Source organism: Enteractinococcus coprophilus (assembly GCF_006716305.1).
Taxonomy (GTDB): Bacteria; Actinomycetota; Actinomycetes; order Actinomycetales; family Micrococcaceae; genus Yaniella; species Yaniella coprophila.
Map to the genome: position 1 here is coordinate 104,940 of NZ_VFOU01000004.1, position 13,860 is coordinate 118,799.

The 13,860-nt window shown below is 55.1% G+C and carries 7 protein-coding genes and 1 pseudogene; 3 read left to right on the top strand and 5 right to left on the bottom strand.

Annotation, left to right across the window (positions count from 1 at the left end; translation table 11 throughout):
- Position 1 precedes the first annotated feature (1 nt).
- Both FB556_RS11735 and FB556_RS11740 read right to left on the bottom strand, forming a co-directional pair.
- Positions 2-2,856: pseudogene (locus tag FB556_RS11735) on the bottom strand (UPF0182 family membrane protein).
- 303 nt (positions 2,857-3,159) lie between these two features.
- Positions 3,160-4,212, bottom strand: coding sequence for a YlbL family protein (locus tag FB556_RS11740; protein ID WP_141867949.1), 1,053 nt, complete (start codon positions 4,210-4,212; stop codon positions 3,160-3,162).
- A gap of 122 nt (positions 4,213-4,334) precedes the next feature.
- Here FB556_RS11740 and FB556_RS11745 point away from each other — a divergent pair, with 122 nt between their 5' ends.
- Complete coding sequence (locus tag FB556_RS11745; RefSeq protein ID WP_141867951.1) at positions 4,335-7,427, top strand: efflux RND transporter permease subunit; 3,093 nt, start codon at positions 4,335-4,337, stop codon at positions 7,425-7,427.
- Positions 7,428-7,472: 45 nt separating this feature from the next.
- Positions 7,473-8,852 carry a zinc-dependent metalloprotease gene (locus FB556_RS11750; protein WP_141867953.1) on the top strand — a complete coding sequence of 460 codons (1,380 nt, stop codon included), beginning with the start codon at positions 7,473-7,475 and terminating at the stop codon, positions 8,850-8,852.
- Here FB556_RS11750 and FB556_RS11755 read toward each other — a convergent pair.
- Complete coding sequence (locus FB556_RS11755; protein WP_170200461.1) at positions 8,843-9,457, bottom strand: M48 metallopeptidase family protein; 615 nt, start codon at positions 9,455-9,457, stop codon at positions 8,843-8,845. The genes FB556_RS11750 and FB556_RS11755 overlap by 10 nt on opposite strands.
- Before the next feature lie 153 nt (positions 9,458-9,610).
- On the opposite strand from FB556_RS11755, the gene FB556_RS11760 reads away from it, so the two are divergent.
- Entirely contained in the window at positions 9,611-10,723 is a 1,113-nt protein-coding gene (locus tag FB556_RS11760; RefSeq protein WP_141867957.1) for a hypothetical protein, read from the top strand.
- Here FB556_RS11760 and FB556_RS11765 read toward each other — a convergent pair.
- Both FB556_RS11765 and nudC read right to left on the bottom strand, forming a co-directional pair.
- Entirely contained in the window at positions 10,687-12,780 is a 2,094-nt protein-coding gene (locus FB556_RS11765) for an ATP-dependent DNA helicase UvrD2 (RefSeq protein WP_141867959.1), read from the bottom strand. The two genes, FB556_RS11760 and FB556_RS11765, sit on opposite strands and share 37 nt — an antisense overlap.
- A gap of 1 nt (position 12,781) precedes the next feature.
- Complete coding sequence (nudC, locus tag FB556_RS11770; protein WP_141867961.1) at positions 12,782-13,786, bottom strand: NAD(+) diphosphatase; 1,005 nt, start codon at positions 13,784-13,786, stop codon at positions 12,782-12,784.
- Positions 13,787-13,860 lie beyond the last annotated feature (74 nt).

Genomic DNA, 13,860 nt, shown 5'->3' on the forward strand with positions numbered 1-13,860 from the left:
CCTAGTCACTTGACTCTTCGGCCCCACTGTTAGCAGCGTCACCTTCAGGCTCAGCTGGGGCGTCGCCACCTTCGAGGGCCAGTGCGCGCTCTAAAGCGTCCTGGAGGTCGGCTTGGGCTTGGCCATAAGCTGCCCAGTCTCCATCAGCCATCGCGGTGTCAGAACGTTCCATTGCGTCACGAGCATCATTGAGCGCCTCGGTGAGTTGTTCCTCTGGCGAAGAGGCCATTGGCGGTTCGGCTTGACCGTCTTGTTCCGGCGCGCCTTCTGTCTGCTGCTCCTCAGGTGTTTCAGCACCGGATTCACCTTCGAAGACCTGGTCGAGAGATTCAGCCAAGGTGTCAGCAAAGCCGACCTTGTCACCGAATGCCACCAGAACCTTCCGCAGAACCGGATAGGAAGTCTCACCGGTCGAGCGAACGTAGACCGGCTGAACATAGAGGATACCGTTGGCCACCGGCAGCGTAATCATGTTGCCGTTGATCACATCGGAGGCACCCTGGCGCAACAGGTTCAGCTCACGGGACACCGTGTCATCAGAGTTGAAGTTGTTCTGCGCTTGTCCAGGACCAGGGGTCGTGGTCTGGCGCGGTAACTCCAGCATCTGCAACTGACCGTAAGTCTCGGCTTTCACGCCGTCCTCACCGGTTCCAGCGTCGCCGTTGGCTCCCAGGAAGCCGTAGAGCACGTTACGCGTTGCTGCACCCTCACGTTCCTGTGGAATATACGGGGTGGTCAGCTGAAAGGCCGGCTCTTCTTGACCTGGCATTTGCATGGTCATGTAGTACGGCGGAATCTTCACGCCTGCCTCAGAACCTGAGGTCGGATCATCAGGGATCGACCAGGCGTCGTTGGCTTCGTAGAAGTCACCTGGATCTTCCACGTGATAGGTCGCCAACTGCTCGCGCTGAACCTTGAACATATCCTGTGGGTACCGGACGTGATCCATGAGTTCAGCCGACATTTCGGAATATGGCTTGACCGTGTTGTCATAGACGTTCATCCACGCCTGCAGTAACGGGTCTTCTGGTTCCCACGCGTACAGGGTGACTTCACCGTTATAGGCATCGACGGTAGCTTTGACCGAGTTGCGAATGTAGTTGATCTGACCGGTCAAAACCAGGTTTGGATCCACGTTGAGCGCGTCGGTGGTGGCTGATTCTAATTGTGACTGGTCGGAGTATGGGAACGCATCAGAGGTTGTGTACCCATCGACGATCCATTTGACGCGGCCATCAACGATTGCCGGGTAGGTGTTGGTGTCGACCGACAGGTATGGCGCGACTTTTTCCACCCGGTCAACCGGGTCACGGTCAAACAGGATCTGCGACTGTGAGTTGACGTCTTGAGACAGGATCAGTTCAGTCGAACCGAATTTGATCGCATACGCCAGTTGGTTGAACAGGCTACCGACTGATGGGCCACCATCTTCAGAGAAGGTGTATGCGGTGTCCTGTTCGGAACCGGTTTCTTGCGGGCGGTCACGCTCGCGATCCGGTTGGCCTTCTTCTTTACCGACTACCGAGTACTCCGGTGAGCTTCGACCAAAGTAGATACGTGGTTCGTATTCTTCTTCAGAAGCCAACGAACCAGACGTTGGAATACCGGATAGCAGGAACGCTGGGCGACCCCCGCCACCGACCTCGGACGCGTCGGCTGCCACGATGCCGTACCCGTGGGTGTAAATGACGTGCTGGTTGACCCAGGAGTCATCGCCGGGTGGGTTGACTTCACGAGCGGCCAGAATCGTGTCACGGACTTCGCCGTCGATCTCATAACGGTCAACGTGCAGCGTTTCTGGGAAGGAATAGTACGGACGGAACTGCTGCAGCTGACCGAAGGTCTGGGACAGCAGGTTGGGGTCCATCAAACGGACATTGGCGGTGGTGGCAGAATCGCCACTGAGCGCTCCGCGTTCGGTTTCGGTTTCCCCGGCATACGGGGTGTATTCGACGTCGGCGACATCGTACCCTTCACGAGTGAATTTGATGTTGCGCTCGATGTATGGGGCTTCCATAGTCTGCTCGGTTGGCTCCACGCGGTATTGCTGGATCAAAAACGGGTAGATCGATCCGGCGATCAGCGCGGCCACGATGAACCCGGCCACACCGATAATTGACAACCGCCAACGGCCGTTGATCATCGTAGCGATGAACAGCCCGATGATCAGGATGGCGGCAATGGCCAGGATCGTCGACGTCGGAATGACGGCGTTGACATCCGTGTATAGCGCACCAGCCCAGTTGCCGGATTGATCATGCAGAGTTTGGTAGCGGTTGAGCCAGTAGCGACCACCCTGCAAGAGCATGTAGACCGATGCGAAGATCAAAATGTGGAAACGAGCGGCACGTTCTACGGTAATACCGGTGCCGTCTTCGATACGGATACCACCGTAGAGGTAGTGAACGATGACACCGGCAATACCGGCTACCAGCACTACTGAAGTCAAAAACGAAATGACAGTGCTCAGCAGTGGCAGGGTTGCCATATAGAAGGTCAAATCTAGGCCAAATTCTGGATCTTCCATGCCGTAAGGCACCTGGTTGAAGAACAACAGGACTTGTTCCCAACCATTCATCGCAGCAGTTCCGGCGAAGAAACCAATCAAAATTGGCGCACCGATGAAGACCAGACGGCGGATCGGCTCGAGCTGTTTTTGATACTGTTCGACGTTTTGCCGAAGCTGCCCGGCGAGGTTCCTGGGCCGGTGATTATATGCCAGGTGCAATGCCAGCCAGGTGATCACGGCCATGAGTACACCGGCGACGACAATAATATGGCCTTGGTGATGTGTTCGGTCCAGAAGACTTTCTGGTACCCCAGTTGGTTGAACCACAACACCTCGGTGTACACCATGGCGAACAACACGAACAGTACCACCAGCACACCAAGAATAATCAGGGTGAGCAGTAGTGCCCCAGGACGGCGAGAACCCGCACCCCCCGGTCGTGCCCTGTCGTCGTCTCCTGAGCCTCCGCTGCCTGACGAAAAACCAAATCCGCGGCTCGACCCGCCGGAATCGTCAGAGCCACCGGAGGGATCATCCGGGCGGCCAAATATGCCGCCGAATCCTTGTCCGAAACTCACGGTAGTTCCCTATCTGCGGGCTATGCCCGACTCGTTTGTTTACAATTAGTGAAATTCTATCGAACTGCCAGCTCACGAACAGGTGGGGTGTTCTACTTCACCTGCTGGCGCAGCCAGAATTTCAAGTGCCGTGTCCAGTGTATCGACACTGTAAACGGTCATGCCCTCTGGGACATGCGTTATTTCTGCACAGTTTCGTTCGGGTGCCAAAAAGATCGTGGCACCCGTCGAGCTCGCGGCGATCACTTTTTGTTGCACGCCACCAATTGGCCCAACGGTGCCATCCGGGTCGATCGTGCCGGTACCGGCAATGTGGCGACCATCAGTGACTGATGCTTCTGTCATCAGATCGATCAGTGCCAGCGTGAAGATCAATCCAGCCGAGGGTCCGCCCACGTCTTGTAAGTGGATCTCGACATCGATTGGGAATTCAAACTCCGAATCCAAAAACACCCCGATCTGGTAGGCCCCCTCCGCGCTTTGAGTCACCGGGATGGTGAAGGTCTGGTCTTCACCATGGCGCCGCACCCGCAGCTTGACCGGTTGTCCATTAGCTTCTTGGATCGTATTGACCAACTGCGCATGACCGGTAATCTCGGTGCCGTTGATGCTGATAATTTCGTCGTCCTGCTCTAGGAACTCTGCCGCCGGAGAATTTTCGGTGAAGTCTAAAGCGAATAAGCGTTGCTGGTAGTCCATGTCCAGATGTTCCAGGGCCGCAGCCACCGCCCAGGACTGCGAATCTGCCATCGCCTCGGCGTTCTGGGTCCGAACCTCCTCACCGGTGGTTTCAGGAGGATACAGTAATTCGGCCGGAGTAATCGCTGGATACGGCTGGGCTGCTTGGTAGAGCACGTCTACCAGCGTGGAGTTCGACGTTGGCGGACCGGAAACCGAAATCGTTGTCAGATCTAAGCGCCCCTCGGTCGGATAGGTTGGGACGCCGTCGATTTCGATCATCTCCATCGGCTTACCTTCAATATCGACCTGCTCTAGCGTGTCAAATGTTGGACCCGGTTTCTGGAGGGTGTAGGGAGTGGGGATGAATAATGCGGCCAACAGCAGAATGGCCAACACCCCTCCGACGCGTCTCGCCCGAGCCCGCAGTCTTGTTTGGACGTCCATATATCGCTTTCGTTCACAGATCGATTGAGTTTTCCTAGCCTATCTAGGGTAAGTTGAAACCAGCATTTTCTGGCATCGCGTTTCGTTAAAGGACCACAGTGGACTGGCTCGTCAAACTCAGCATGAAAAATCGTGCGTTCATCGCCCTGGTCACCATCGTCATCATGGTGCTGGGACTGATCTCTCTTAACATGCTACGGCGTGAGCTGATCCCACCGGTTGAATTACCTACGGTTGCCGTGACCGCGACGAACCCGGGAGCCTCCTCTGAACAGATGGCACAGCAGGTGGCCGAACCGATCGAACGCCAGCTGACCGCCGTCGATAATGTCACCTCGACTTCCTCAACGTCGAGCTCCAACTACTCGATGATCATGTTGGAGATGGAATACGGTTCCGATATTTTCCGTGCGGCCTCCCAAACCGACACCATTCTCAATACTCTGGAAGAACAACTGCCCGATGGCACCACGACCCGCACTTTGACCGGTGGTTCCGCCAGTATCCCTGCCATGGTCGTCAGCATGTCATCGGAGCTTTCACCCGGTGACTTGAATCAGCGTTTCGATCAATCCGCCCGTTCCGATCTGGAAAACATTTCGGGCATCGCCCAGGTTCAGTTATTCGGAGTCGAAGAAGAAATTGTTCGCATAGACCCCGACGACGATGCCCTAGCCGAACACGGCCTTGACCGCGCCGCGATCGTAGACGGCTTAGAAGACGCCGGCGTCGTCCTACCCGGTGGCAATATCACCGACGATGGTCAAACCCTGGACATATCTATTGGGCAGGCCTTTGACGACGTCGACGATCTCGCTGCGACTTTACTGGCAGTCGAAGATGACCAACCGGTCCAGCTGTCAGAAGTGGCAGACGTTGAACGTACCCAAGCCGAAGCCGAAACCGTCTCGCGGACCAACGGTAATGATTCGATCACCTTGTTGGTTCTCCCCTCACACGGCGCAAACTTCATTGAGCTTTCTGAAGCCGCCCACCGGGTTATGGACGAAGCTGCCACCCAAATGGGTTCGGGAACCGAGTTCACGGTGGTTTTCGATCAGGCCGAGTTCATCGAAGATGCCATTGCCGGTTTAGCCAATGAGGGCATGTGGGGCCTGATCTTGGCCGTACTGGTGATCTTCGTTTTCTTGCTGTCTATCCGGCCTACGATTATCACCGGTATCGCGATTCCACTGTCGGTACTGTTTGCCTTTGTGGGCATGTTAGCCACGGGTACCACTATGAATATGATGTCGCTGGCCGGACTGATGATCACCATCGGTCGTATGGTTGATGACTCGATCGTAGTCATTGAAAATATCATGCGGCACCTTCGCCAAGCACCACCGGGTGAGCCCAAGGCCAAAACGATTGCCCGCGCCACCGCTGAAGTTTCCGCCGCTGTGATCTCCTCGACCGTTGTCACGGTGATGGTCTTCGTCCCGATTCTGTTGGTCGAAGGGGTCGCCGGAGAGCTCTTTCGACCCTTCGCACTGACTGTTGTACTGGCGATGATCGGCTCAACGCTGATCGCTTTGACCATCGTCCCGGTCCTTGCTTATTGGTTCATGCGCAACCAGCGTATTCGCGGTGACGAAGCAGTCCCGATGGCTGATACCGATATTCGCGTCACCACCAACTGGTTGGCCCGCATCTACCGCCCCATCATCACCTGGACCATTAAATCTCGCACCACCCGATGGGTCACCGCCTTGGCTGCTCTCTTCGTGTTCGCGGGGTCACTTGCTCTGGTGCCTGCGTTGAAAGTCAATCTGCTGGGCGATACCGGGATGAACATGCACCAGGTGACATACACTGCTCCCCAGGGTTCTTCTCTGCAACGCACTTCAGAACTCGCCGAGGGCCTCGAAGAAGAATTGACCCAGATCGCACACGTCGAGACCGTGCAAACCGATATCGGCGGACAGGCCATGATGGGCGGAGCTGGCCCAAATCAGGCATCATTGACCGTCATCACTGACGCTACCGCCGACCAGGCCGAAGCTGAAACCAGTATTCAATCGGCATTAGAAAACTATTTCGACAAAAACCCCGACATCGGTGAATTCCAGATGGAAGCCGGTGGAGCACTGATGGGTTCGGATACCGTAGATGTTCGACTCGATGCACTGGATGATAACGACCTTGCTACTGCGAACGAAACCCTGACCGCCGCTTTCGAAGAGCTCGATGACGTCGCACGGGTGGAATCTGATTACGCAGCAGCTCAACCTTCCTTGGAGATTGTGCCGCTCGAAGATGAGATTGCCCAATACGGTATGACCGTGCCCGAAGCGATGGGGCTGATTGCGTCCCACACTACGGACTTCCCCGTCGCACAGGTCACCATCGACGACGCTGAACTCAATGTCCACCTGGAGTCGGCTGCTACCGTGGAAACCGTGGAAGATATTGAGAACTTGGATCTCTTTGGTATCCCATTGACGGATATTGCCGAAGTCAATCGTGTCAATATCGCACCTTCGGTTTCAACGATAGATGCGATCCGGACGGTCACCGTCTCGGTCACCCCGGCATCAACCGATAATGTCGGTGCGACCACCGCCGCCTTGACACAAGCCATTGACAACGCAGAGTTGCCCGAGGGTGTACAAACTGAATTGGCGGGTGTAGCCGAAGAGATTGATACGACATTCCAGCAGTTAGCCCTTGCCATGATAGCGGCCATCGTGTTGATCTACGTTGTATTGGTATGGCAGTTGAAATCCCTGGTGCAACCACTCATCCTGTTGGTTGCGATTCCCTTTGGTGCCACAGGTATGATCCTGGCACTATTAGTTACCGACACTCCGCTGGGCGCCACAACCCTGGTGGGTATGCTGATGCTCATTGGTATTGTCGTGACCAACTCGATTGTATTGATGGACTTGATCAATCAATATCGACGACGGGATGCGAACCTTGATCAGGCGATCATCGGCGGTGCACAGAACCGTGTTCGGCCGATCATTATGACGGCGGCCGCCACTATCGGTGCGATGATTCCACCCGCGCTCGGTCTAGCTGGTCAATCAAGTTTCGTATCCGCTCCGATGTCTATTGCGGTAATCGGTGGACTGTTCGCATCAACCCTGATTACCTTGGTCATCGTTCCGGTCTTGTATCGTATGACGGAAGGTACTGCGGAAACGTTGGCACAACGGCAAGCAAAACGTGAACAAGAAGCGTTAGAGGTTCACTCAGCGCAACGCTAACCGAGCCTATTTTTTCAACCCGTAGCTACAGTAACGTGGAGTGTTATGAGCAACCAAGGTCCAACAAATGGTGATGACCAAGATCCAATGGAAGAGATGTTCCGTCGTATGTTCGGCGGTAACGCTCCAGATCCAGAAGAAATCCAGCGGGCAATGCAGCAGTTCGGCGCATCCGGCATGCCCTTTGATCCATCGATGATGGATCCACAGATGATGCAAAACATCATGGCGCAGTTCCAATCCATGATGGCGTCCTCCGACGACGATGGGCCGGTGAAGTGGGATCTAGCAAAACAAACTGCCCGCCAATCTATCGCTGGGCAAGACCCCTCCGTAGGTTCGTTTGCTGCCAAGGAAATCGACGACGCCCTGCGATTAGCTGACGCTTGGCTCGATCAAACCACCACCATCGAGGCTGCTAATGTTCCGGTGGTAGCGTGGTCTCGCGCCGAGTGGGTCGAAGCGACCATGGACAACTGGCGCGAAATGACCGAACCGGTAGCTACCTCCTTATCTGAAGCCTTGACTAGATCGATCACAGAACAGCTTCCCGGACAACTTCCCGAGGAATTCCAAGCAGCCTTTGGCCAAATGCAGCCCATGATGAAGAACCTGGGCGGTTCCATGTTTGGCCTGCAGCTGGGGCAGGCAATCGGCGAGCTGGCTCAAGAGGTGCTCTCCGGTACTGACACCGGATTCCCTATCGCTGGCCAACGTCTGGCTATGGTGCCAGTGAACATTGAAGAATTTGGCGACGGGCTCTCGGTCGAAGCTGATCAGGTGCGCATCTACCTGGCGCTACGTGAGGCCGCTCGCATGCGACTATTTGCCAACTCGCCGTGGCTGGCTCGTGATCTTATGGCGATGGTGCAGCAATATGCAGCGGGCATCAGTATTGATGTTTCCGCAATTGAAGATGCGGTGCAAACACTTGACCCCATGGATCCCGAGTCGATGAATCAGATGTTTTCCGGTTCGATGTTTATCCCCGAGCCGGAAGGCGCTCAAAAAGCAGCGATTGAACAACTCGAGACACTATTAGCACTGATTGAGGGGTGGGTCGATGTGGTTGTTACAGAAGCTGCTAAACCCCTGGAGTCTGCTGAAGCTCTGCGAGAGATGATCAACCGTCGTCGTGCAGCGGGCGGTCCGGCCGAACACGCTTTTGGTTCGCTCGTCGGTTTAGATCTCCGACCGCGTCGGCTCCATGATGCAACGAAGCTTTGGACCATCATTCAAGAAGCCGAAGGCGTGCCATATCGAGACGCTATCTGGGAATCGCAGCTTCGCTTACCGACCGACGAAGACCTTGATGATCCCGAAGGATACATCACACGGCGCGAAACCGCGGATGAACAGTCTGCAAGTTTGGACGAGGATCTCAAGAAACTGCTTGAAGGCGGCTACGACGACGATCAATCGTAAGCGTTGGGGAACGACGCGCCCTCGCCGCGTTGTTGGGCAAATGCGACTCCATCCAGGAAGGCATCGGCTTCAGCCATTCTGGGGTAACGCCGGGTAAACGCCTGAAACTCTTGCCCGTGCCCGGAGTACTTTAGGTGCGCCAATTCATGGACTAGCACGCCATCGATGACCCACTGGGGCATACCGCGAAGCATAGTCGAAATGCGGATTGCCCCGGTGGTCGCGGTACAGGAACCCCACATGGTCGTTTGTCGATCCGACCAGACCACCGAGGTAGGGTGGACTTCTGCATTGAGCCAAACCCTGGCCAAGTGCACTGCACGGTCAAAAAGCTCTGGATTCGACTGGAACCGGTTGCTTCGTCGCTGACGGGCTTTGATCTTGTCAATCAAGCTCCGGGCCGAGGTGATAATCTCCGCGTCTTTCATGTTCATCGGCACCGACAGTTGAATCATCCCGTCGCGCACAGACGCTGAAATAGTCTTCCGCCTGCGGGACGACGCTATGAGTCGAACGGGCTCCCCGTCGATTTCCACTACTGATGCGATACGACCGCCTGACAACTGCTGGATATTTTCACGTATTAAAGTCGAAATAGTGTTCATGCCCTTCATGCTGCCGCACTGATGCGATCGTCGAACCACAGCAGCGGTTCGCTGTGGATATCACTGGTGCTCTGGGATTATTGTGGAAAACCCGTTCGTGAAAGTCCACCGGTGGCACATCATGGTAACACCCTGCAATGCTGAGGAGTCACCATGCAAATCAATCCTGGCTTATCGATCACCCATGTGTCAGAGAGCCACATTCAACTCGGTTCGGGTTTTCGCGCACTGGAGCTTACTGGGGTGACCCGGCCCGTCGCTGATTTCATTCATGAATTGCGTAGCGGAATCATCGATGGCAAAGAACTTGAGGTAGCCAAACAGTGTCAAGTTACGGAATTCGACTGCCACGTTCTGCTGACGAGGCTCCGTCCAGTCTTGGTTTCAACGCCGACGCCAGAGTTCTTTGTACGAAGCGAAGACCCAGACCATCGGGGTAGCTTGGCTCGTTTGCGATGCGTCACCCCGGTATTTGCGCGTGGGAAGCTACAAGGCTTGGCAGCACGTGACCGCCAAGAATTTCAAACTCAACGCTATGGGGCAGCTCTTCAGATTTTTGGTCTTGGTCGCACGGGTACCGCCCTGACACAAATATTGCGCGATTCCGGCATCGGCCATCTCAACGTTTGGGATTCCTCCAGAGTGACCTCAGCTGATACCGGCACTGGACTGACAGATAAAGATATCGGGCAAGTACGTTCTCTCGCCGTGGCTACGGTGAGCAATCCAAAGTATCAGCGACCGGCAGTACATCCCACTGGTTGGTTGAAACAACCAGAACTGGCGACGCTGGCCACGGTGCAGATCACTTTAGGGGCCGCCCATGTCGAAACGATCGACCAGGCCAAGAGGCAGCGACATCCATACCTAGCCGTCGTCATACGTGATGATGAAATCGATATTGGACCGTGGGTCCTCCCCCAGGCAACGGCTTGCCCGTTGTGTTTAGAAGATGCCAGTTCCTATGCCGTTCGTACCCAACGTGCCGCCGCGTTGCATAATAGCCGAGGCGGTATCGAGACGGTCGCTGGAGCGCACCTGGTCGCAGGACTTATTGCCACAGAGGTCCTAGCCATGGTTGATTCACAAGATTTACGTCACCAAATATCCAAAACCAAATATGGTCGCGTACCTGGGCTCCAACTCAATACTTTCACGCGAGTGCACCTCGCCAATGGTTGGGTTCAGACGTTTACCATTGAACCGCTACCTGGGTGTTGTATAGCGCTTCACGAACCCAGGATCGCTAATACGTCGGTGCCATAGCGTTCCAGTTTTTTGGGACCAATGCCCGGTAGTTGTCGAAGCTGTTGCAGGTCCGTGGGCATTTTTTCGGCAATCGCAACCAGTGTCGCATCGGTAAATATAACAAACGCTGGTACCTTGTCAGCGGTCGAAACGGTTTTGCGCCAGCTGACTAATTTATCGAAGACTTCCGGATCATACGTTGGTGGACAGTCCTGACAGCGACCGATTTTGCGTTCTGCGCCGGTGGATAGAACCGCTCCGCAGGTCCGACACTTTGCAACCTTCGTCCCTTTGGCACGTCTACCGCGCTGGGAAGAACCTTGTGAGGACTGCTGCACGGTGGTGGCCCGAATCGCCTGGAGAAATCGTGAAGGACGACGATTTGCCCGCCCTCCAGCGGATCGCGATAACGACCATGACAAATATAACCGAGTTTTTGCCCGAGTGATACCCACATAGAACAAGCGGCGTTCTTCATCGACGCTCTTGTCCTCCGTGGCAAAACTAATGGGCATAAGTCCCTCAGTCAGCCCGACAAGAAACACTGCGTCCCACTCCAATCCCTTGGCTGAGTGAATCGAAGCGAGCGTCACGCCATCCATGACCGGGGCATGCTGGTGGGAAGCACGTTCATCCAGTTCAGCAACCACCACATCTAACGTGACCTGGTCACCTCGTGCTTCAACAAGATCCTCGGCGAGGTTGACAATGGCATTGAGAGATTCCCACCGCTCACGCACTGCTCCAGACTGTTCTGGCGCCACGGGCGTATAGCCTAATGATGCCAGCACATCTTTAATGCGAGTGACGACATCACTTCCGGCGACCCCTTCAGCGGATTTGGCGGCCGCGCGTAGTTGCAAGATGCCGTCGCGAACTTCTCTACGGTTGAAGAACCGTTCCGCACCGCGCACCTGATACGAAACACCCGCATCGCTGAGCGCTTGTTCGAAAATTGCAGACTGGGCATTCGTACGAAACAAAATGGCAATATCCGAGCCTTTGTGGCCAGCGGACAATAGTTGTTGGATCTGCGCAGTAACCCATTCGGCTTCCGCTTGTTCATGGGTGCATTCCGCAAAAACTGGTGCCGCTCCGGACTCCCGTTGTGATATCAATTCCAAAGGCTCTGGCCATCGCGGCATGCCAGATCGGTGTGCTTTGGTCCGTTCAAGCAGCAGCCTATTGGCAAGATCGACGATCTGCGGCGTCGAACGATAATCTCGGATCAGTTTGATCTGAGTAGCATCAGGAAACTCTTGGCCGAAGTCCAGCAGATAGTCAGCCGTTGCCCCGGTAAACGAGTAGATGGTCTGGGAAGTATCTCCCACAACGCATAGATCATCTCGATCGCCCAGCCAGGCTTTAAGCAGCCGGTATTGTAGCGGTGAGACGTCCTGGAATTCGTCCACCAAGAAGATCCGGTACTGTTTACGGACTGTCGCGGCAATCCGAGGCTCGGATTCTAGAATGCCCACCATGATCAACAAGACATCTTCAAAATCGATCAATCCCCGATCAGATTTGAGGTCCTCGTAAGCTTGGAATAGTCGAGTCGTGGCAATGAGGTCCCAGCCAGCTGGCATTGTGCGCTGGGTAGCCTGCTGGTGATAGGTCTGCGGCGTGAGCATATTGAATTTTGCCCATTCAATTTCACCGGCGAGATCTCGAATCGTGGCTTTATCGGTGCTCATGCGCAACCGTTGGGCCGCCTCCATGATGAGGTGGGTTTTGTGTTCCACAAGTCGTGGCATATCCCCGCCCACAGCGTGTTGCCAGAAATACTGCAACTGACTGAGAGCGGCCGCGTGGAAGGTTCTGGCTTGAACACCGTGAGCACCGAGGTCGCGAAGTCGCGAGCGCATTTCCGCCGCAGCTCGTGCGGTAAACGTCACGGCAAGCACGTTATACGGGTTGTAGACGCCAGTGGCGACCCCATATGCAATTCGGTGAGTGATCGCTCGCGTTTTGCCGGTTCCGGCACCGGCAAGGATTCGTACTGGTCCGCGCAACGCGGTAGCTGCCTGACGTTGCTCGGCGTCTAAGCCAGCGAGGATTTCTTCTGGGTTCTGCAAATTAATTCTCTAAAGTTCTGGGTTGTGGCAATGGTCCACCGTACCAGTGACGTAGTAAATGGTGCGCAATTGAAGACGCACCGGGGATATACATTCGACCGTTTTCTACCTCGTCACGCAGTTCATCTCGGCTAAACCAGCGCACCTCAGCGATTTCTTCTTTATCAGCTGTGGCGTCGTCAGGTCGATCCGTGCGACCTAGGAAGCCTAACATCAGCGATTGCGGGAAGGGCCAGGGTTGTGACCCCATATATTTGACACCATCGACAACGACCTGGGATTCTTCATAGACTTCACGTTTTACCGCAGCTTCCAATGACTCCCCAGGTTCTACAAAGCCGGCTAATGCGGAATAGCGTTTATCACCCCAGGCTTTGTTATTGCCGAGTAAGGCCCGGTCGCTGGAGTCGGTGATGAGCATGATGACGGCTGGATCAGTTCGTGGGAAATGCTCGGAGCCATCTTGGGGGCACACCTGTACCCAACCAGAGGATTTATGTTGCGTTTTGGTACCGCATCGTGGGCAGTATTTATTGACCTTATGCCAGTTGGCGATGGCCACTGCGGACACAAAGATACCGACGTCGCGATCATCTAAGCCTGCTGCAATATCGAAGACTCCAAGCCAATCGATATAGTCGGGATGTTCGACACTCATGCCCCCCACCTGCGGGTCCTTCAAGCTTGGAGCCGCGGCTTTCGAGTCGGCAACCAGCAAAATAATTTCAACGTGTTCGGCAGCCGGTTCGACAAACTGACTATGTTGAGCCCGGTGATGGGCCGAACGACCCAGGTAGACCGCGCCTGCTGGTAGTTCACCTTGTGGTGCTGTCAGGACAATCTGACCTGCATAAACCGGAGCCGTCCGACCGTGCAACCACAGAATCCTGGTGTTGGGACGTTCCCAGAGTTGAGTCAATAAGGTTTCATCATCTCTCAGTTCAGTGCCGCGGTCGACATCGTCGCGGGCCAGGGGCAATCGTCCAAGATCGGGCAGCATATCCATAAAATCCAGCTTAGTCTGTGACCCGAGTTTTTCGACTCACCATTGCTGTGCTCACCAACCGGTTGCGATCACGC

Excerpts from the sequence above, each read along its gene's own strand:
- FB556_RS11740 (WP_141867949.1), bottom strand. The coding sequence starts at position 4,212 with ATGGACGTCCAAACAAGACTGCGGGCTCGGGCGAGACGCGTCGGAGGG.
- FB556_RS11745 (WP_141867951.1), top strand. The coding sequence starts at position 4,335 with ATGAAAAATCGTGCGTTCATCGCCCTGGTCACCATCGTCATCATGGTG.
- FB556_RS11750 (WP_141867953.1), top strand. The coding sequence starts at position 7,473 with ATGAGCAACCAAGGTCCAACAAATGGTGATGACCAAGATCCAATGGAA.
- FB556_RS11755 (WP_170200461.1), bottom strand. The coding sequence starts at position 9,457 with ATGAACACTATTTCGACTTTAATACGTGAAAATATCCAGCAGTTGTCA.
- FB556_RS11760 (WP_141867957.1), top strand. The coding sequence starts at position 9,611 with ATGCAAATCAATCCTGGCTTATCGATCACCCATGTGTCAGAGAGCCAC.
- nudC (WP_141867961.1), bottom strand. The coding sequence starts at position 13,786 with ATGGATATGCTGCCCGATCTTGGACGATTGCCCCTGGCCCGCGACGAT.